This is a genomic window from Lysinibacillus sp. NPDC097279, from assembly GCF_044761745.1.
GTDB lineage: Bacteria > Bacillota > Bacilli > Bacillales_A > Planococcaceae > Lysinibacillus.
Window position 1 is genome coordinate 860,509 of the sequence record NZ_JBIWDA010000001.1, and the last position, 18,189, is coordinate 878,697.

Sequence of the window (18,189 nt, forward strand, 5' to 3'; positions counted from 1 at the left end):
GCAGGAATGGGCTTTATTGTTTTTTTAATGTACCCGAAAAATTCGTTCCTTCATCATGCTCTGCACTACAATCTACCTCAATTATTTTAATGGCGTTTTTAAGTTGCTCGAATTCCAAAACACAGCGGTTTCCATTTGCAGATTTGTTCATTACAGCCTTCGTACTAGAAGTAATTGTAGCTGTCCCATCTACACTACCAAACTGTTGACCATCATTTGCTGTCAAAGAAATATCGAAGGTTTTGCTTGTAGCATTAGAAATAACGGCATCGCGGCGATTAAACTCATTTGCTCCTTTACCCCATTTATAGTAGTACGTATAAGTTCCTTCCCATGCACTTTTTGACGGTGCCACTTGCTGTAGCGTTTTATCTAGCTGATACTGCCCATTCATCGCACGTGTATTTAATGAAGCATTGCTTGCGTTATCATGAATGTTTTGTGCATCATCAGAAATAGTATAAAAATTTCTCGAGTCCATGCGGTGAAGCAATGTCACAACTTGTGCACGTGTCATATTGTTTGTAACGCCAAAAAACTTTTGTAAGTCACGATTTTCATATTGCTCATTTTGACCAGTGGAGATGTAGGAATCGAGTAAAAATTGAATGGATTCATTAAGGCCGCGTTTACCTTCAGCTAGGTGAGTGATAGCCTGTGCTACAACGCCACGCTTTATAGCAGACGCACGGATATTGTTATGAAAATAGCCATTAAGAGGTACTCCATAACTTGCGAGTCGATTATAATACTCATCTGACCAGTTTGCTCCAGCTGTCTGCTTTTTTAATTCATCATAAGGGCTCTCCAGTTCATAATAATTTGCAAGTAATTTTGCAAATTGTTGTTCAGTAATGGTCGCATTTGGCTTAAAGGTACCGTCCGCATAGCCATCAATAATGTCATATTCCTGTGCCCAGATGACTGCCTCATAGGCAAAATGCTCTTCGGTCACATCTGTAAAACCAGCTGCCTCAACCTTGTGGTTTCCACTAACGATAAGTAATGAAAGCAATACTATACACACTAATTGTTTCATTATCATTCTCCCTTTCTAGCAATTCTCCTTTTTAGTTTGCAGGATATAGATGGAAACTGCAAATGTTTCAATTGATTTTTTTAAAGCAGTCCTTTTTATGACTAATAAAATAGTCAGGAGTCTATCAGTAATTCTAGTTAGTACATAAGGAGAACAATGTGCGTTCCTTCGCTTCTTAGGCACCGCTAATTTTTTACAAAAATTAGCGGTTTTTTTTGTAGGGGAAATATAAAAGAGGTGCAGAAAAAAACTTTTTTAAAAAATTTTTGTTAAAACAGTTGAAATTTCTTCTCTTTAAGCATATATTTTTCCTAAGGGAAACAAAATATCGTAAACGAAAGAAGAGTGAGTCTATGAAAGAGTTAGATGATTTAAAACTAACGATTCTTCCACTAGGGGTCCTAGTGTTTCTAACAATAGTGTGGAAAATGACCCAATCTGTCGGTGTAGCGATTTCAATAGTTGTATTTTGGATGGGCTGGAAACAGTTTATGAAAAAATTTATGATAAATAATTAATTTGATTGAAAAGAGCTATCAACATGAATGTGGAAATAAGAGAAATGTTAACGCAAGTTGCAGCGAAGCATTTCTCGTAAATTATAAAAAAGATTTAAGGAGGGAAGCCGTTCGTCAAAATAAGCAACACTATAAAACAGGAAAAAGTAATACGTTAACTTCGTTATCACTAAACGAATAACCCTAACATCATCTTCATCAAGCGACGACTAACAATTAAGAAAAGCTTTTGAGAGCCGATTTGGAGAAGTAATCCTACGTCAGAATAATAAACATTTTTTGCAAGTTCATTTGGCAATACAGCTATAAGAGTTTGCTTCGCTTTATTTAATAAAACAATTAAAATGTTGTCCTTCTTCTGAAATCTATCGTGCATAAAGTTTTAACGAAGCTTTCACTATCTAATTGTGATGGGTGTACATCTTATGATGAAACCTATGCCCATCTCTGTAGTTACTAGTAGTCGTCCAAGTGCAAGATGTTGCGGCTAAATTGTACAAATCGCTGTATTCAACTATCAGCTTATGATTGTGCGGGTACAAATGAAAGATGCACGAGGAAACATGAAGTAAACGTAATCTATAGAACGTTTTATATGGTTTTGACAACGGTAAAAAGTACATGAAACGTTTATTAGGTGTAATTGTGTTAATGATGCTACTTTTCGGTTGTAGCGCAGAAAAAAATGAAACTGGAAAAAGAGAAGGGAATGTTGTTGCAACGACAGGGCATATTGCTGATGTTATAAAAGAAATTGGTGGTGGCCATTTAACTGTGACCGCGTTGATGGGACCAGGTGTTGACCCACATTTATACAAAGCAACACAAAGTGATCTATCAAAGTTAGAAAACGCTGAAGTAATCTTTTATAACGGTTTACAGTTGGAAGGGCAAATGCTCGATATTTTTGATCAAATGTCAAAAGACAAAACGGTGCTAGCCGTTGGTGATAAGTTAGATAAAGATAAGCTCCTTGATAGTGAAGATGAAGGGTTATTACACGATCCACATATATGGTTTAACATTGACCTATGGAAACAAGTTGTAGATGCGGTAACAGAAACACTTGTAAAAGAATACCCAGAGTATAAGGATGACTTTCAAGCAAATGAAACAGCTTTCTTAAAAAAATTAGATGAGTTACAAACTTACGCGCAAGAGCGTATTAAGGAAATTCCAGAAAAACAACGGATATTAGTAACAGCGCACGATGCATTTAATTATTTTGGTGAGAGCCAAGGGTTTGAAGTTCGAGGCTTACAAGGCTTGAGTACAGAAGCTGAATATGGCGTGAAAGACGTACAAGAAATGGTAGATTTCTTAGTAGAGCATAAAATTAAAGCCATTTTTGTAGAGTCAAGCGTTTCGGATAAAGCAATGAAAGCCGTAATTGAAGGAGCAAAACAAAAAGGGCATGATATTGTTGTAGGCGGAGAGTTATTTTCGGATGCTATGGGTGCTGAAGGAACAAAAGAAGGCACATACGTTGGGATGTATGAACATAACATCGACACAATTGTCGATGCACTAAAGTAGGTGGAAAAATGAATGCATTAACAGTTGAAAATTTATCGGTTGCTTATGATAAGAAAACCGTATTAGAAAATGCCAACGTTACAGTGCCAACAGGCAGACTTTCGGCAATTATTGGACCGAATGGAGCTGGCAAATCAACGTTTTTAAAAGCGATTTTAAATCAGTTACCAAATAAGGTTGGAAAAGTAGAAATACTTGGAAAGAATTTTGATCCAAAAAGTTTAGTTGTTGGCTACGTACCTCAACGCAATGCAGTCGATTGGGATTTCCCAACAAATGCACTTGATATTGTGTTAATGGGGCGATACGGACATACAGGTTTATTTAAACGTCCTTCCAAACGGGATAAGATGCTTGCTAATCAAGCTTTGGAAAGTGTAGGAATGCTAGATTTCGCAGAGCGCTCCATTGGACAATTATCTGGTGGGCAGCAGCAACGTGTGTTTTTAGCAAGGGCTCTAGCGCAAAATGCGGATATTTATTTCTTAGACGAACCATTTGCTGGTGTAGATGCCGCAACAGAAAAAACAATTATCGATATTTTAAAAAGCTTAAAGGCACAAGGAAAAAGTATTTTTGTTGTGCATCATGATTTACAAACAGTAAAAGAATATTTTGATTACACAATTTTATTAAATAAAACAATTTTAGCATCAGGGGATACGGAAGATGTCTTTACACCAGAGCAATTACAAAAAACATACGGTGGCAAACTTTTCATGATGCAAGACACGTTAGGAGCGAACAGTGTATGTTAAGCGGTAACTTACTTTGGGTTTTGCTTGGAACGATGCTACTAGGAATCGCGGCGGGAATAACGGGGACCTTTTCCTTTCTTCAAAAACAAAGTTTAGTGGGAGATGCTGCAGCTCATGCAGCATTGCCTGGTATTGCAATAGCCTTTTTATTAACGGGTCAAAAAGACTTACCAATCTTAATTTTAGGAGCTGCCATTACGTCAGCATTATCTGTGTATTGTATCCAATGGATTGTATCCTTTTCTAAAATGAAAGCAGATGCGGCGATCGGTTTAGTATTAACAGTGTTTTTTGGGATAGGTGTTGTATTTTTGACTGTTGTAAATCATAGCCCACTTGGAAATCAAAGCGGTCTCAATGATTTCATTTTTGGCAAAGCTGCAACAATGACGAAAGTCGACTTAACATGGCTATTTGTATGTGCGACAATCATTATTTTAGTTAGTCTATTATTTTATAAGGAATGGAAGCTTCTAATCTTCGATCCTGTTTATGCAAAGGGCATTGGCTTGCCAGTTGAAGCATTAAAAGCTGTCTTGACGGTACTGATTGTCTTGACAATCGTAACAGGCATACAATCCGTTGGTGTTATTTTAATGTCGGCGCTATTAATCATACCTGCTGTAAGTGCTCGACTATGGACGACAAAACTAAGTTCTATGATTGTCCTAAGTGCTGCCATTGGAGGGTTATCAGGTATGATCGGAACTTTTATAAGTTCATTGCGTACAGGATTATCAACAGGGCCCATTATTGTCTTAGTAGCAGCTAGTATTTTCTTTATTTCTTATTTAATAAGTCCAGCGGGGCAAATTAATAAATTCCTCAGAAAAAAACAGTTTCGAAAGCAAGGTGAAGTAGGATGATTGAGTTTTGGGTCATTTTTACGGGACTATTAGTAGGAATTACATGTGGTATGGCTGGAGTTTTTCTAATATTACGTAAAATGTCCATGATAGCGGATGCCATTAGTCATACGGTACTGTTCGGAATTGTTATGGCTTTTATTGTTACGCAAACATTAAACGGCTTTTGGATGCTTGTAGGAGCGGCAGTCGCAGGAATTTTAACTGCCTATTTAGTACAATTACTTCATTCATCAGGCATACAGGAAGATGCCGCAATTGGCGTTGTCTTTACGTCTTTATTTGCTGCAGGCGTCTTGCTGATTACATTGTTTGCTAGCAATGTTCATTTAGATGTGGAGCATGTGTTAATGGGGGAAATTGCTTTTGTCCCATGGGATAAATGGACATTATTTTCGATTACAATGCCAAAAGCAGTCTGGATGCTGTTGCTCGTTTTATTGATAAATATCGGGTTTTTAGTATTATTCTTTAAAGAAATGAAGCTAGCAACCTTTGATGCAGTGTATGCGGCCTCGATAGGGGTACCAATTATTTTTCTGCATTATGGTTTTATGACTTCTATATCCTTTACAACTGTAGCTGCGTTTGATAGTGTAGGGGCAATTTTGGTAGTCGCCATGCTAATTGGTCCTGCTGCAACGGCCAACTTAATTAGTAAATCGATTAAACAGATGTTTTTATTCAGTATGTTATATGGTGGGGCGTCGTCCATTATCGGTTACTATTTGGCTAAATTTTGGGACACGTCCATTGCAGGCATGATGGCCACAGCAGTCGGCCTATTATTTATTGTCACGTTATTCGCTCAAAAAATTGTCGATAGGAGAAGAAAATCCCTTGTTGGTAAATTTGAAGGGTGATCAAAAGGAACAATGGTAGGACTAATAATGACATAGTACGTACCTCGCTATACTAAGTAATATAGATGAAGAGATGGGGCTTAAAATAGGCTGCATCTCTTCATTTTTTTTTGCAATATTAAAGAATACTGACAAGGCTGAATGAAGTAAACATTTCATCCTTTAGCATGATTTTTACTTTCTATAAAAATAGTATACTTTTGACAGCAATCAAAAGGAGTGAGTGTATGATAAAGGGACTGTATGAAGCACATTTGCCAGTAAGTGATCTACAAAAGTCTATTATCTTTTATGAAAAACTAGGGCTTGAATTAGCTTATGTGCAAAATAAATTAGCATTTTTTTGGATTGTTAAAGGGGAAAGCTGGCTTGGACTTTGGGAAAGCGAGGAGGCGAAATTACATTATCATCCATCTATTCGGCATATAGCTTTCAAAATTGATGAAGAAGATATAGCAAGTGTGAAAGAGTGGTTGCAATCCATTGATATTGAAATAAAAACAGCATTTGGCTATTCTCCTGCACAACAACCGCTTGTTTTACCAAATAATCCACATGCACATGCTGCAATTTATTTTGCTGATCCAGATGGCAATTCCATTGAGCTGATTACGCCATTGAGACTAGATGTCGAGGAAGACGTTCCTATGATGTCTATAAATGACTGGTACAAAAAAATGATGGATAATCGATTGGCATAAAGAAACCACCATTACGAGTAGGAGCGATAAAATGCAAGAATTGTAATTTTGTATGTACGAATATTCCTAATTTTGTTACGATTGATGGTATTAATTTTAATTTAGGACAACAAGGAGATGCAGCATGTGGAAAAATCACAACGTATGGATTATTTTATTAGGTGAGTTTGTAGTAGGGCTTGGCTTATGGGCAGGGATTATTGGAAATCTAGCTTTTATGCAAGAGGTCGTTCCTTCGGATTTCCATAAATCATTAATTATTTCAATTGGTATTCTTGCTGGTTTAGTCGTAGCGCCTCTGGCAGGACGTCTAATTGACCAATCAAAGAAAAAAACGGTCATTCAGTTTGCAAGTTTAGGTCGCATTATTAGCGTATTTTTTATGTTTATTGCTCTTTATACAAATTCTGTCATTTGGATGATACTGTTTTTAATTACATTGCAAATTGCAGCGGCATTTTATATGCCCGCATTACAATCAATTATTCCAATGGTTGTTAAGGATAAAGATTTAATTACATTAAATGCATGGCAAATGAATGCTCGAACGATTTCTCGAATCGTTGGTACTGCGGCAGCTGGTTTAATGTTAAGCTATTTTGAGTTGAAATGGTTGTATATTATATCGCTAATTGTATACATACTCATGTATTTCATTACTAACGGATTAAAGCTAGATGAAACGATGAATCTGTCTATCCAAGGTAAAGAAAAAGGTGGATTTAAGGAAGTTTTACCAATGCTGAAAGAGCAACCAGTCGTTTTAATGACACTTGTTCTAATGTTAATCCCTACACTATTTTTAGGTTCATTTAATTTAGTCATTATGAAAATATCTGAAATTCACCAATCTACAACTATTTCTGGTTTACTGTATACAGTTGAAGGCATCGGCTTTATGTTAGGCGCAGCAGGGCTCAAATATATTGCTGACCGAGTGAATTTAGGTACACTATTATTCGGGCTTGCATTTATCATTGGATTCATGGAGCTCTTATTACTGCTTGCAGATAGTACTTTCTTTGCTTTACTGACATTTGGACTTTTTGGCTTTTCTGTAGGTTGTTTTTTCCCAACAACAATGGTGATTTTTCAAAAGCAGGTGCCGAAAGCGTTCCATGGTCGATTCTTTTCATTCCGCAATATGATTGATTCTGTCGTCTTTCAAATCGTTCTATTGTCAACAGGAATGATGCTAGATTTAATTGGTTTAAATGGAATGGGTCTCGTTTTTGGAATCATTAGTTTAAGCTTAACGATCTCTTTTTTACTTTTCTCAAAGAAAAAGAATGTCATTATGCATGCACAATAACTTAGGTAATGGTAATTTTAAAAAATAATAACTACAAGCTATTTCCACTGTATGTGGAGATAGCTTTTTTCATTGTATGCCATAGTTCGATGGGCGTTGAACTATTCATCATTTATAATTTCCACAGAATGGTTATTACTAATAGTTAGGGGAAATTATATGAATAATTTTAAATTTATCACTTTATTACTAATTACAACTTTTTTAATGGGCTCATCGTTTGCCATTGTGAAATTAGGTTTACCTTACGCATCTCCATTATTATTAGCGGCATTGCGTTTTATTGTAGCTGGGGTTTTAATGGCTGTGATCGTTCGTTTTTTAAAAAGACCTCACCCAACGACAAAAGCAAATTGGTTGAAAATCCTTTTAATTGGGACATTCCAAACTGCTGGTGTAATGGGGTGTATATTTTTAAGCTTACGTACTATTACAGCTAGTGAATCATCTATCCTTACATTTACAAATCCACTATTGGTCGTTGTGTTGGCTACTATTTTTACAAAAGCACGATACCGATTGTATCAATGGGGTGGAGTTATTCTTGGTTTAATAGGTGTTATCATTACAATGGGTGCACAAATCGAGTGGAAAATCGGACTGATTTTCGGTTTTCTATCTGCTGTTTTTTGGGCAATTGCCACACTATTAGCAAAAAAATGGGGCGTCCTATTTGATACATGGGTACTATCAGCATATCAAATGCTCTTTGGGGGATTGCTCCTCTTACTAGGTAGCTTAGTACTGGAACAGCCATATTTTATTGTTAACGGACATTCATTGGTTATTTTACTATGGTTAAGCATCTTTTCATCAATTATTCAATTTGCAGGATGGTACTATCTTTTACAAAATAGTGATCCAGGAAAAACGAGTGCTTATTTATTTTTAGCCCCTTTCTTTGGTGTATTAACAGGCTGGATATTATTAGATGAACCATTACAATCGTCCTTACTGGTAGGGGGGCTATTTATTTTAGGGGGTATATTTCTTGTCAATCGAAATTTTACGTCTGCAAGAAAAGCCGATGACTAAATTAGGTGCTATCCCACATATTTTTCAACTTCAATAGCGTCAAAACCACGGCGTATTCCGCGGGAAAAATGTAAGCCGCAGGACTGTCGCCGTGGTTAGTAAATTGTTCGAGAATTGTTTGAGTGCCTGACACTATTACACATCAATATGAAAAACTTGTTTAAAGCCTTTTCGTCCTTTTTCAGTAACCTTAATTGCACGAATTGTAGGTACTCGTGTAATCCATTCTAATTCTAAAAAATGTATCAGCAGTCCGTGGCCAAGTGCTCCAGCTAAATGATGACGCCGTTCACTCCAATCCAAACATGCGTGACAAAAAGAGCGGCGCTTTCTTTTTAAATTTTTTAAATCCAAACCAAATTGTGTAAAAAAAGCTACACCCTCAGATGTAACTACATATTCATTTTGTTCCTTTTGCAAATATCCAGAATTGACCATTGATTCAGTTAAGTGAACACCTAATTTACCTGCTAAATGGTCATAGCAAGTTCGGGCTTCTTGTAGTAATTTCATTTGACTAGATTGTTTTAATGATCGTATTTCGGGTGGCGGTGAAATCGCCAGGAAAGTTTCTAAAAACTGGGCAATGTCTTCATTGGCAAGCTGAAAATAGCGATGACGTCCTTGCTTTTCAACTATTAGAAGGTTACCTTCAACAAGCTTTGCTAGGTGAAAGCTAGCTGTTTGAGGCTTAATGTTGGCCATATATGCTAATTCACTAGCAGTATGATAGCGTCCATCCATTAAGCTAGCAAGCATTGTCGCTCTTGATGTCTCTCCGAGCAGAGAAGCGACTTCAGCCATATTTGGATTAATACTCATTCTTTCAGCTCCTTTGCATTCCATATTTCGATTATATTAAAAGTATTTATCATGTACAATAGAGTGGAATGAAGAGGGGGACTAAAAAATGGATAGTTATTATGCAGTAATTTTCACATCACAGCGGACAAATGGGGATAATGAAGGCTATGCGAAAATGGCAGATACGATTGAGGAATTAGCAAAACAACAGCCTGGTTTTCTTCGTGTTGAGAGCGCTAGAAATAATGAAGGGCAAGGAATTACGGTATCGTACTGGGAATCGCTAGAATCAATTCAACATTGGAAAGAAAACGCCAAACATACTGTAGCGCAACAATTAGGAAAAGAAAAATGGTACAGTCATTACCATGTAGAAATATGCCAAGTTATGAGTGCCTATTCTTTTCAAGGGGAATGAGTAACTCGGAAGTTAATTAACAATAGAAACATTCTAAAAAAGTGAAAATCCGCCATAACGTATAAGTTAAGCGGATTTTTTCGTAGTCTACTTTTAAATATACTACTAATATCTAGTAATCATAATGTTCTTTTCCCCAACCTCTTTATAAGCCCGATGGTCGATTGCACCAGCAACAGCTTCAAAAGGAATCGCTCGTCGTATTCCTGCTGTAACAAATTTTTTCGCTTGAATGACCGCATCCTCAACGCTAAGTTCTTGTGCTAATCCTGCAGTAATCGCTGCAGAGTATGAACAACCTGCACCATTTGTATGGATTGTATCTATACGTGGGGCTTCTAATGTTAGCATGCGAATGCCATCATATAAAACATCTGTTGCGGGACCTTTGAGGCGACCGCCTTTCACAAGTACGTATTGGGTACCAAGTTTATGTAAATCACGGGCAGCATCCTGTAAATCGCTAATAGTAGAAAGGTTTCTACCCCCTAGTAAATATTCGGCCTCAGGCATATTTGGTGTCATAATCGTAGCAAGGGGTAATAGTTTGTCTTTTAAGGAGTTCATGGCACCTTCCTCCATAAGGGCTGTTCCTACTTTACCAAACATAACAGGATCAATGACGATATGTTTGACATGAGCAGTAGGGAGCCAGTCCGCAACAAGCTCAATTATCTCTTTGGTAAATAGCATGCCTGTTTTTAAAGCATCAATGCCGATTTGTGACGCTATTGTATGAAGCTGTGCCTCAATTACCTCTAACGATTGTGTATAAACTCCTTGGTTTGTAACAGGGTGTGTTGCCACAAAAGCGGTGATGGCAGAAGTGCCGTACACTCCTAGTTCTTGAAAAGTTTTTAAATCAGCTTGAATACCAGCCCCACCACGGGCAGCTGAACCTGCGATTGTACATGCTTTTTTCATAATAAGCGTACTCCTCTTCTCGTTGTGTAATAGCTTGTTGATTTACGTTACTGTAATAAATATTTGAATATTATTTTATTTTAATAATAAATGTCGTTGATTTGAAATAGCCAGAAAGTAGAGTTTTTATAATGTCAGTTTATATTTTTCGTATCTACGATAGGAGTGCTTACATAAAATTGAACTGAAAAAGTAGCTTTTAAAACATGTATGTACTTATTAATTCGCTAAGCACATACATGTTTTAAAGTAAAAATGCATTGGTTATGTTAGTTTTTGTTTATAGCGATTCACAGGAATATTGCCTAGTTTACGCCAAATTGTTTCAACGGGTCCTTGTTTATATTTTCGTAACCAGAATGTTGAAAATCCTATCATAAATAACGTAATACCAAGCCATAAAGCATATATTAAAAGGGGACTATAGTGTTTAGCAAGACCGAGACCCCAATTGTAGAATAAAAAGGAAGATACGATGTTTTGGGTAATATAGCATGTAAGCGCCATTTTCCCAACATTACTAATATATTGTTGTGTTTTGACAAACTTTTGATGGCGGGCAATCAAGAAAACAAGGCCTAAATAACCTAGTGATAAAATAGGGGCAAAAACGTAGCGATCAAATATGACAAAATGTACATTGAATAACGATAATATATTAAGTGGAATACCGATGCCTAAACCAATCCATAGCAATCGCTTTTGTAGTCGAATGCCAGATTCATCTGTTCTTAATAAACCTTTTCGTACGAGGAAGACGCCAAGTAAAAATAAAAAAACATTCATGGGTAAAATCATGATGGCTTCTGAGCGTAACACCCAAAAATGTTCCATTCGGTATACAACTTGTTCCCACCAGGAAAACCCGAATAATTCACTTAATTGATTTTCATGCCGACTTATTTCTTGTTGAATAAAATCACGGTCAGCACTACCAATATTGTTTAATGGATAATTCGGAAAAAACATCTTTACAAGCTTAGAAGACATAATCACATCGATGAATCCTTGCCCTACTTGGTAAAGGACATGAATAGCACCAGCACAATACATACATATTTTCATTATTCGCTCGGAGCATTGGATAATAAAAGCAACGAGGATACCTGTTAGTGAATAGCTCATTAGTACATCAAATTCAAAAACAAATATAAAATGGAGAAGCCCATCGATAAAAAGTAAGATCATTGACCATAAATAGAGACGAAACCAGGGGAGATCTCGATTTTGAAAACTAGTATATTTCAATTGCATCCCAATACCGAACATAATCGTTAACAGACCGAGAAACTTACCATTCGTCAAGAAATTTGTGACATTAGATATGTACGAGCCGATTTCCGATACTTCGGCTTCATCAACTTCTAACAAAGGGTAGGAAGATCCAAAAACCCAAATATTTGTTCCAAGTGTGCCAATAATAGCGAGTCCTCTAGCGACATCTAGTAATTTTATTCTTTCCATAAAAAACACCTCTCGTTTGTTTATAAGAATTAATAGAGTGTCATTAAGCTCTCATAATTAATGAACGACAAGAGGAAAGGAAGGTTTCGAAAAAATAAGCATTTTATTGTATTGAAATAGAATAAATGTGTTTTTGACTGAAAATAAAAAAGCACCTTTAGAAATTGCAGGTGCTTAAAACATTTGTGGTAAGAAGTCATTTAGAAAGTGCCGATTTTTTCGCAACCAAATTTTTAAAATAATACGATGCGTTAATAGCTGATGTCTTTTGTTCGGTCTATTTTTTGCTTCAAGTAAACTTTCTAATAATATACACGTTTCGGTCCCATAAGCTTGAGGATCCACTAACACATTAAGTTTATAATCAATTAATTGCGCTGCTTGTACTTTTGCTAGAAGTTTCGCAAAATGGGCAGTCATTTCTTGATAGGATTCGTTTAGTTCTAAGTCAATTAAAGTATATAAAGTATGTTTTATTTCAGCCTCCAAAGCCTGAAGCTGTTCTATAGTAGTTTGTGTCAAAAAATCACCTCTCGAATGGTAAGAAAATTATGCCAAAATGTAAATACCAAGGGCAGCAAACAGTAATCCTATTATTAATGTACTACAACCATAGGCTAAAGCTAGTCCCCATCTTTTCTTTTCCACAAGTTGTAGCATTTCAAAACCGAACGTCGAAAACGTTGTGTAAGCACCTAGAAAACCGATACCTAAGAAATGCCATAATGCTTCACTTGGGTGGCTGCCAAATAAAAGACCAAGAGCAAAAGAACCTGTAATATTGATGAAAAATGTTACCCATGGATACGTGCTGACAATCCATTTTCCTAAGTAAAATCTCGTTAACGCCCCTAAAAATCCACCTATGCCTACAAGAATCATTGCACTCGCCCCCTTGAAAGGAATGCACCAAGCCAAGCGCAAATTAAACCACCAAATACACTAATGAAACTATAGGAAAGGGCTTGTCCCCATTGATTATTTTCAATGAGTAAAAGTGTCTCTACTGAAAAAGTAGAAAAGGTTGTGAAGGCACCTAAAAATCCTGTACCAAGACAAAGTACGAAAGGCGTACGGTTAGTAAATGTCGTAAAAAGAAAGGCTAAACAAAAGCATCCAACTAAATTAATGACAAGTGTTGTAGTTGGAAAGTTAGCGTTATTTGGAAGTAACACGCTAAGGTAATAGCGGGATATAGCGCCAAAAAATCCCCCTATACCTATTGCAAAAAACGTTTTCAATTTTAAAGACTCCTTTATCTATTAAGGTCATCCATTGGTTGTTATCGATTTGGAAGTTATGAGTGAATGTCCGTTAATTCCATTCACTACTACTTTGTATTGTATCAAGGACGTAAAGAGTATGGTAGCTATTCGAAAGTAAGTTTGTTCCTTTTACAGCTTGTAGCAATTCACCACTTTAAAGCGTTAATTATTTCCTGTAAAATATAAAAAATAACAGTTAGAATGTTGACAATTATTTCAATAATATGATAATCTTCAATAACACTATAACAAAACAAACAAAGGAGGGCATGACAATGATGATTTTAACAGCACAACACAAATGCACAGCTTCATACATTGTCCATGTCTAACGTTGTTATTTTCTATGCAATGAAAGGTATGGATGCACCTTACCTTTTATAAGAGACACATGCTCTTTAGAGGGGATGTGTCTTTTTTTATTGCAAAAAAGTTGTAGTAAACAAAAAAAAGGAGTGTATGTCGTATGTATAACATCACAAGGAAATTAATTTTCAATAAAGAATTGCTAGATAGTGGGTAGCGAAGATTTAACGTATTGGAGAAAGAAGGTTATGAAAAATGTTTGATGTATTAAGCAAATTAAGCTGGTTTTTTAAGCAATATTGGAAGCAATACACTGTAGCAATTGTGCTATTAATCATTGCTAGTGTGTTAGAGGTTATTCCTCCATATTTACTAGGAAATATCATTGATATTTTAACAGCAGGAACTATGACAACAGCTATTTTAACGAAGTATATTTTGATATTTATCGGCATTATTGTTGGTGGTTATGTACTCAATTTTGTATGGCAGTTTCGTCTTTTTGAAGGTGCCATAAACCTTGAGAAAATTTTGCGTCGCAATTTAATGCAACATTTTTTACGGATGACACCAACTTTTTATGAAAAAAACCGCACGGGTGATTTAATGGCGCGTGCAACGAACGATTTAAATGCGGTGTCACTAACAGCGGGCTTTGGTATTATGACACTTATTGATTCAACCATTTATATGGGATGTATTATTTTTGCAATGGGCTTTATGATTTCATGGAAGTTAACTTTTTTTGCTATGTTACCCGTGCCCATTATGGCCATCCTTATCCAATATTTAGGTAAGATTGTCCATGAGCGTTATATGAAGGCACAGGATGCTTTTGGTGAATTAAATGATAGTGTTCTTGAGTCTGTAGCAGGTGTTCGTGTTGTACGGGCATATGTTCAAGAAAAAAAAGACGAAGCCGCATTTGCGGAAATGAGTGAAATCGTTTATGAAAAAAATATGCATACTACAAAAATAAATGCCTTATTCGGACCAATTACAAAAGTCGGTACTGGTATTAGTTATGTTGTGGCTCTCGGTTACGGTGCTCACTTAGTATCTACTGAGGCGATGTCGTTAGGTCAACTCGTAACGTTTACTGTCTATTTAGGATTAGCAGTTTGGCCAATTTTTGCAATCGGAGAACTTATTAATGTCATGCAGCAAGGGAATGCCTCACTAGACCGTGTACAGGAGACATTGCGCTATGAGGCAGATGTGCAAAATATTGCTACACCTCAAACAGTGGCAGCTCCACATGCCATTGGATTCGAAAATTTGACCTTCCAGTATCCAATGAGTCAGGTGAAAAATCTACAACAAATTTCGTTGTCACTAAAAAAGGGGCAAACACTTGGGATAGTTGGAAAGACAGGTGCTGGAAAGACGACCTTCTTGCGCCAATTACTTCGTGAATATCCGATTGGAGCGGGGCAGTTATCGATTGATGGGATAGATATTACATCACAAACAAAGGAGCAACTACTCGATTGGATTGGATATGTACCACAGGACCATGTGTTATTCTCTCGAACAATTAGAGAAAATATTTTATTTGGGAAAGAAGATGCAACGGAAGAAGAGCTGAAACAAGCGATTTATGCAGCATATTTTGAAAAAGATTTAGCCCATCTGCCAATGGGACTTGAAACACTTGTTGGCGAAAAAGGCGTATCACTTTCAGGTGGTCAAAAGCAGCGTGTGTCAATTGCACGTGCGCTTATTAAAGACCCGGAAATTTTAATACTTGATGACTCGCTTTCTGCGGTAGACGCTAAAACAGAGGCGAAAATTATAGAAAACATACAGCGAGAACGACAGGATCGAACAACTATTATAACAACCCATCGATTGTCGGGGATTCAACATGCCAATATGATTATTGTGCTAGATGAAGGGCAAATCGTAGAACAAGGAACACATGAACAGCTCCTTTCACAACAAGGCTGGTATAAAGAGCAATTTGACCGTCAACAGCTAGAAGGGGGTGCCTCATGAGTACAAGTCAACGACTAACTCGCTATGCGATGTATTTTAAAAAACCGATATTACTAGGATTGTTTTTCTTAACAATTGCCGTATTTACCGAGCTTGTAGGGCCCTTTATTGCGAAGCATATAATCGATAATTATATGACGATTGGTAAACTAGAAATAAAACCAATTACCTGGCTACTACTACTGTATTTAATATTGGCGATTGCAACAGCCGTATTACGTTATTTTATGTATATTTATTTACAAATGGGCGCAAATCGCGTTGTTCAAAAACTGCGTAAGGACGTTTTTGAGCATATTCAAACATTGCCGATACAATACTTTGATAACTTACCAGCAGGGAAAATTGTGGCACGGGTGACGAATGATACGGAGGCAGTCCGTAATTTATATGTACAGGTGCTTTCGAATTTCGTGACAAGTTTAATTTCAATTTTGGGCGTGTATGTTGCACTGTTTATTTTAAATTGGCAAATGGCACTTTTAGCATTAATTATGGTGCCAATCATTTATATTTGGATGATTTTATATCGAAAATTTGCTTCAAAATATAATGATGTAATTCGAACTAAAATTGCCGATATCAATGCGATGATTAACGAATCAATTCAAGGTATGACCATTATTCAAGCATTCCGTCGTGAGCAGCAAATGACGAAGGAGTTTGACGATATGAATAATGAGCATTATGCCTATGAGCGTAAATTATTAGTGCTAGATTCAGCAACTTCCTTCAATTTAGTAAATACATTAAGGCTATTAATGTTTACCATTTTTATTTTCTACTTTGGAACACAGTCGATGACGACAACACAAATGATTTCTGCAGGGACATTGTATGCATTTGTTGATTATTTAACGAAACTATTTAATCCAATAACAAACATTGTCAATCAATTTTCTCAGCTTGAACGCTCGCTCGTTGCAGGGAAGCGTGTGTTTGAGGTGTTAGATATAGACGGTGAACCTGTATCGGAAGTTAGTCTTCCTAGATATAAAGGGAATGTAGTATTTAACGATGTTTCCTTTGCTTATAAAAACGACGATTATGTATTGAAAAACTTATCTTTTGAAGCGCATCAAGGGGAAACAATTGCGCTTGTTGGTCATACGGGGTCTGGTAAAAGTTCCATTATGAATTTATTATTCCGCTTCTATGATCCTTCTAAAGGGGAAATTTCAATTGATGGTATTGATATTACAACAGTCGCACGTCAATCAATGCGTGAGCATATGGGTATTGTATTACAAGATCCTTATTTATTTACAGGAACGATTGCTTCAAACGTGAGCTTAAATAATCCGAAAATTTCACGTGAAAAAGTGGAGGAATCTTTAAAAGCCGTTGGTGGTGATCGTGTTTTAGCAAACTTGCCTAATGGCTACGATGAACCAGTTATTGAAAAAGGAAGTACATTATCTTCAGGTCAGCGACAACTCATTTCCTTTGCTCGCGCACTTGCCTTTGATCCAGCAATATTAATATTAGATGAAGCGACGTCTAATATTGATACAGAGACAGAAGAAATTATTCAACATGCGATGGACGTTTTGAAAAAAGGTCGGACAACGTTTATCATTGCCCATCGTTTATCAACAATTAAAAATGCGGATCGTATTCTTGTTTTAGACCGTGGGGAAATTGTTGAGCGCGGTACGCACGAGGAGCTATTAGAGCTTGGCGGAATTTATGAAAAAATGTATCAAATGCAGGCTAACTCATTGCAATAATAAGGACGACAGACAACTGGCAAGTTGATTTCCGCTGCGGGCATATGCTTTCCGCGGGCACACCGCAACCCTCGTTAACGCACTGCTTGTTGCGTTATTATGGGGGCGTACCTGCAGAAGTCGCCGCCCTCCGCTACAATCAACTAAAAAAGGACATCAAGAGGTAAATTCTTGATGCCTCGGTTAACACTTTAAGCCGCACTTAGCTAAGTGCGGCTTTTTATTTATGAAGTACTTTTCACATTTTGATAGATATTGATGAAAAATAGAAGGACAGAAAGGGCGACGGCGATACCGCCACCAGATACGAAAAGCTCAAATAACCAACGTGGAACATCTAAATAAACCATCATCATACCAACTAAAAGGAACGGTAAACCGATATTGTAAAGCCAAAACTGAGCCTTGGCGAGCCCTGTTTCTGCTGCATCTTTAAAAATAGAATAAACTAAACCTATGAATCCAGTAGTCAGCCAACCTACTACACCAATATGCGCATGTGTCGCCTTCCATTGAAGTTGAATTGTATAATGCATAAACAGACCAAAAGCAAAAACAAGTAATAAATAGAAGATAGAAATTTTTATCCATTTTGCGCCCATCGTCAAACAACTCCTTTCCTGAAAGTGTTTTTAGCTAGCTAATACAGTCT

Annotated in this window: 19 protein-coding genes; 11 read left to right on the top strand and 8 right to left on the bottom strand. The window is 36.7% G+C overall.

Translation table 11 applies throughout. From position 1 onward, the window contains the following. Positions 1-13 precede the first annotated feature (13 nt). Positions 14-1,039, bottom strand: coding sequence for an S-layer homology domain-containing protein (locus ACIQ1H_RS04145; protein ID WP_402886720.1), 1,026 nt, complete (start codon positions 1,037-1,039; stop codon positions 14-16). A 353-nt stretch (positions 1,040-1,392) separates the two neighbouring features. On the opposite strand from ACIQ1H_RS04145, the gene ACIQ1H_RS04150 reads away from it, so the two are divergent. From ACIQ1H_RS04150 to ACIQ1H_RS04185, 8 genes are all read left to right on the top strand, one after another. Further along, on the top strand, positions 1,393-1,557 hold the full coding sequence (locus tag ACIQ1H_RS04150) for a hypothetical protein (RefSeq protein ID WP_172771906.1): 165 nt from the start codon (positions 1,393-1,395) through the stop codon (positions 1,555-1,557). A 621-nt stretch (positions 1,558-2,178) separates the two neighbouring features. Next, the gene (locus ACIQ1H_RS04155) at positions 2,179-3,093 is read left to right on the top strand and encodes a metal ABC transporter solute-binding protein, Zn/Mn family (protein WP_402886722.1); all 915 of its coding nucleotides are present in this window, start codon (positions 2,179-2,181) and stop codon (positions 3,091-3,093) included. Between the two features lie 8 nt (positions 3,094-3,101). Further along, positions 3,102-3,851: a metal ABC transporter ATP-binding protein gene (locus ACIQ1H_RS04160; RefSeq protein WP_402886724.1), complete on the top strand. Its 750-nt coding sequence runs from the start codon at positions 3,102-3,104 to the stop codon at positions 3,849-3,851. Continuing rightward, entirely contained in the window at positions 3,845-4,717 is an 873-nt protein-coding gene (locus ACIQ1H_RS04165; protein ID WP_402886726.1) for a metal ABC transporter permease, read from the top strand. The genes ACIQ1H_RS04160 and ACIQ1H_RS04165 overlap by 7 nt, the downstream gene beginning before the upstream one ends. Further along, positions 4,714-5,580: a metal ABC transporter permease gene (locus tag ACIQ1H_RS04170; protein ID WP_402886728.1), complete on the top strand. Its 867-nt coding sequence runs from the start codon at positions 4,714-4,716 to the stop codon at positions 5,578-5,580. Before ACIQ1H_RS04165 ends, ACIQ1H_RS04170 begins: the two co-directional genes overlap by 4 nt. A gap of 227 nt (positions 5,581-5,807) precedes the next feature. Next, positions 5,808-6,281: a VOC family protein gene (locus ACIQ1H_RS04175; protein WP_402886729.1), complete on the top strand. Its 474-nt coding sequence runs from the start codon at positions 5,808-5,810 to the stop codon at positions 6,279-6,281. Positions 6,282-6,405: 124 nt separating this feature from the next. Next, the gene (locus ACIQ1H_RS04180; protein ID WP_402886731.1) at positions 6,406-7,593 is read left to right on the top strand and encodes an MFS transporter; all 1,188 of its coding nucleotides are present in this window, start codon (positions 6,406-6,408) and stop codon (positions 7,591-7,593) included. Between the two features lie 159 nt (positions 7,594-7,752). Continuing rightward, complete coding sequence (locus tag ACIQ1H_RS04185) at positions 7,753-8,628, top strand: DMT family transporter (RefSeq protein WP_402886733.1); 876 nt, start codon at positions 7,753-7,755, stop codon at positions 8,626-8,628. Between the two features lie 135 nt (positions 8,629-8,763). Here the strand turns inward: ACIQ1H_RS04185 and ACIQ1H_RS04190 are convergent, their stop codons facing one another. Then, positions 8,764-9,450: an ArsR/SmtB family transcription factor gene (locus tag ACIQ1H_RS04190; RefSeq protein ID WP_402886735.1), complete on the bottom strand. Its 687-nt coding sequence runs from the start codon at positions 9,448-9,450 to the stop codon at positions 8,764-8,766. 88 nt (positions 9,451-9,538) lie between these two features. Here ACIQ1H_RS04190 and ACIQ1H_RS04195 point away from each other — a divergent pair, with 88 nt between their 5' ends. After that, a complete protein-coding gene (locus tag ACIQ1H_RS04195) occupies positions 9,539-9,850 on the top strand; it encodes an antibiotic biosynthesis monooxygenase family protein (RefSeq protein WP_402886737.1) in 312 nt (103 codons plus the stop codon). A gap of 105 nt (positions 9,851-9,955) precedes the next feature. Here the strand turns inward: ACIQ1H_RS04195 and thiD are convergent, their stop codons facing one another. The 5 genes from thiD to crcB form a co-directional block, all read right to left on the bottom strand. Continuing rightward, positions 9,956-10,774, bottom strand: a complete 819-nt coding sequence (thiD, locus tag ACIQ1H_RS04200) for a bifunctional hydroxymethylpyrimidine kinase/phosphomethylpyrimidine kinase (protein WP_402886738.1) — start codon at positions 10,772-10,774, stop codon at positions 9,956-9,958. Positions 10,775-11,038: 264 nt separating this feature from the next. Then, on the bottom strand, positions 11,039-12,238 hold the full coding sequence (locus ACIQ1H_RS04205) for a DUF418 domain-containing protein (protein WP_402886740.1): 1,200 nt from the start codon (positions 12,236-12,238) through the stop codon (positions 11,039-11,041). A gap of 174 nt (positions 12,239-12,412) precedes the next feature. Further along, positions 12,413-12,760 carry a hypothetical protein gene (locus ACIQ1H_RS04210; RefSeq protein ID WP_402886741.1) on the bottom strand — a complete coding sequence of 116 codons (348 nt, stop codon included), beginning with the start codon at positions 12,758-12,760 and terminating at the stop codon, positions 12,413-12,415. 27 nt (positions 12,761-12,787) lie between these two features. Next, positions 12,788-13,120 carry a fluoride efflux transporter FluC gene (locus ACIQ1H_RS04215; protein ID WP_402886743.1) on the bottom strand — a complete coding sequence of 111 codons (333 nt, stop codon included), beginning with the start codon at positions 13,118-13,120 and terminating at the stop codon, positions 12,788-12,790. After that, positions 13,117-13,479: a fluoride efflux transporter CrcB gene (crcB, locus tag ACIQ1H_RS04220; RefSeq protein WP_402886745.1), complete on the bottom strand. Its 363-nt coding sequence runs from the start codon at positions 13,477-13,479 to the stop codon at positions 13,117-13,119. The genes ACIQ1H_RS04215 and crcB overlap by 4 nt, the downstream gene beginning before the upstream one ends. Positions 13,480-14,064: 585 nt before the next feature. On the opposite strand from crcB, the gene ACIQ1H_RS04225 reads away from it, so the two are divergent. Both ACIQ1H_RS04225 and ACIQ1H_RS04230 read left to right on the top strand, forming a co-directional pair. Then, positions 14,065-15,807 carry an ABC transporter ATP-binding protein gene (locus tag ACIQ1H_RS04225; protein WP_402886747.1) on the top strand — a complete coding sequence of 581 codons (1,743 nt, stop codon included), beginning with the start codon at positions 14,065-14,067 and terminating at the stop codon, positions 15,805-15,807. Further along, a complete protein-coding gene (locus tag ACIQ1H_RS04230; protein WP_402886749.1) occupies positions 15,804-17,537 on the top strand; it encodes an ABC transporter ATP-binding protein in 1,734 nt (577 codons plus the stop codon). Before ACIQ1H_RS04225 ends, ACIQ1H_RS04230 begins: the two co-directional genes overlap by 4 nt. A gap of 224 nt (positions 17,538-17,761) precedes the next feature. Here ACIQ1H_RS04230 and ACIQ1H_RS04235 read toward each other — a convergent pair whose 3' ends face one another. After that, positions 17,762-18,139: a hypothetical protein gene (locus tag ACIQ1H_RS04235; RefSeq protein WP_402886751.1), complete on the bottom strand. Its 378-nt coding sequence runs from the start codon at positions 18,137-18,139 to the stop codon at positions 17,762-17,764. Between the last annotated feature and the right edge of the window lie 50 nt (positions 18,140-18,189).

Bases quoted from the DNA above. Each gene is read 5' to 3' on its own strand.
- ACIQ1H_RS04165 (WP_402886726.1), top strand. From the start codon at position 3,845: ATGTTAAGCGGTAACTTACTTTGGGTTTTGCTTGGAACGATGCTACTA.
- ACIQ1H_RS04180 (WP_402886731.1), top strand. From the start codon at position 6,406: ATGTGGAAAAATCACAACGTATGGATTATTTTATTAGGTGAGTTTGTA.
- ACIQ1H_RS04215 (WP_402886743.1), bottom strand. From the start codon at position 13,120: ATGATTCTTGTAGGCATAGGTGGATTTTTAGGGGCGTTAACGAGATTT.
- ACIQ1H_RS04235 (WP_402886751.1), bottom strand. From the start codon at position 18,139: ATGGGCGCAAAATGGATAAAAATTTCTATCTTCTATTTATTACTTGTT.
- ACIQ1H_RS04170 (WP_402886728.1), top strand. From the start codon at position 4,714: ATGATTGAGTTTTGGGTCATTTTTACGGGACTATTAGTAGGAATTACA.
- ACIQ1H_RS04195 (WP_402886737.1), top strand. From the start codon at position 9,539: ATGGATAGTTATTATGCAGTAATTTTCACATCACAGCGGACAAATGGG.
- ACIQ1H_RS04155 (WP_402886722.1), top strand. From the start codon at position 2,179: ATGAAACGTTTATTAGGTGTAATTGTGTTAATGATGCTACTTTTCGGT.
- ACIQ1H_RS04145 (WP_402886720.1), bottom strand. From the start codon at position 1,039: ATGAAACAATTAGTGTGTATAGTATTGCTTTCATTACTTATCGTTAGT.
- ACIQ1H_RS04190 (WP_402886735.1), bottom strand. From the start codon at position 9,450: ATGAGTATTAATCCAAATATGGCTGAAGTCGCTTCTCTGCTCGGAGAG.
- ACIQ1H_RS04175 (WP_402886729.1), top strand. From the start codon at position 5,808: ATGATAAAGGGACTGTATGAAGCACATTTGCCAGTAAGTGATCTACAA.
- ACIQ1H_RS04230 (WP_402886749.1), top strand. From the start codon at position 15,804: ATGAGTACAAGTCAACGACTAACTCGCTATGCGATGTATTTTAAAAAA.
- ACIQ1H_RS04185 (WP_402886733.1), top strand. From the start codon at position 7,753: ATGAATAATTTTAAATTTATCACTTTATTACTAATTACAACTTTTTTA.
- ACIQ1H_RS04205 (WP_402886740.1), bottom strand. From the start codon at position 12,238: ATGGAAAGAATAAAATTACTAGATGTCGCTAGAGGACTCGCTATTATT.
- ACIQ1H_RS04225 (WP_402886747.1), top strand. From the start codon at position 14,065: ATGTTTGATGTATTAAGCAAATTAAGCTGGTTTTTTAAGCAATATTGG.
- thiD (WP_402886738.1), bottom strand. From the start codon at position 10,774: ATGAAAAAAGCATGTACAATCGCAGGTTCAGCTGCCCGTGGTGGGGCT.
- ACIQ1H_RS04160 (WP_402886724.1), top strand. From the start codon at position 3,102: ATGAATGCATTAACAGTTGAAAATTTATCGGTTGCTTATGATAAGAAA.
- ACIQ1H_RS04150 (WP_172771906.1), top strand. From the start codon at position 1,393: ATGAAAGAGTTAGATGATTTAAAACTAACGATTCTTCCACTAGGGGTC.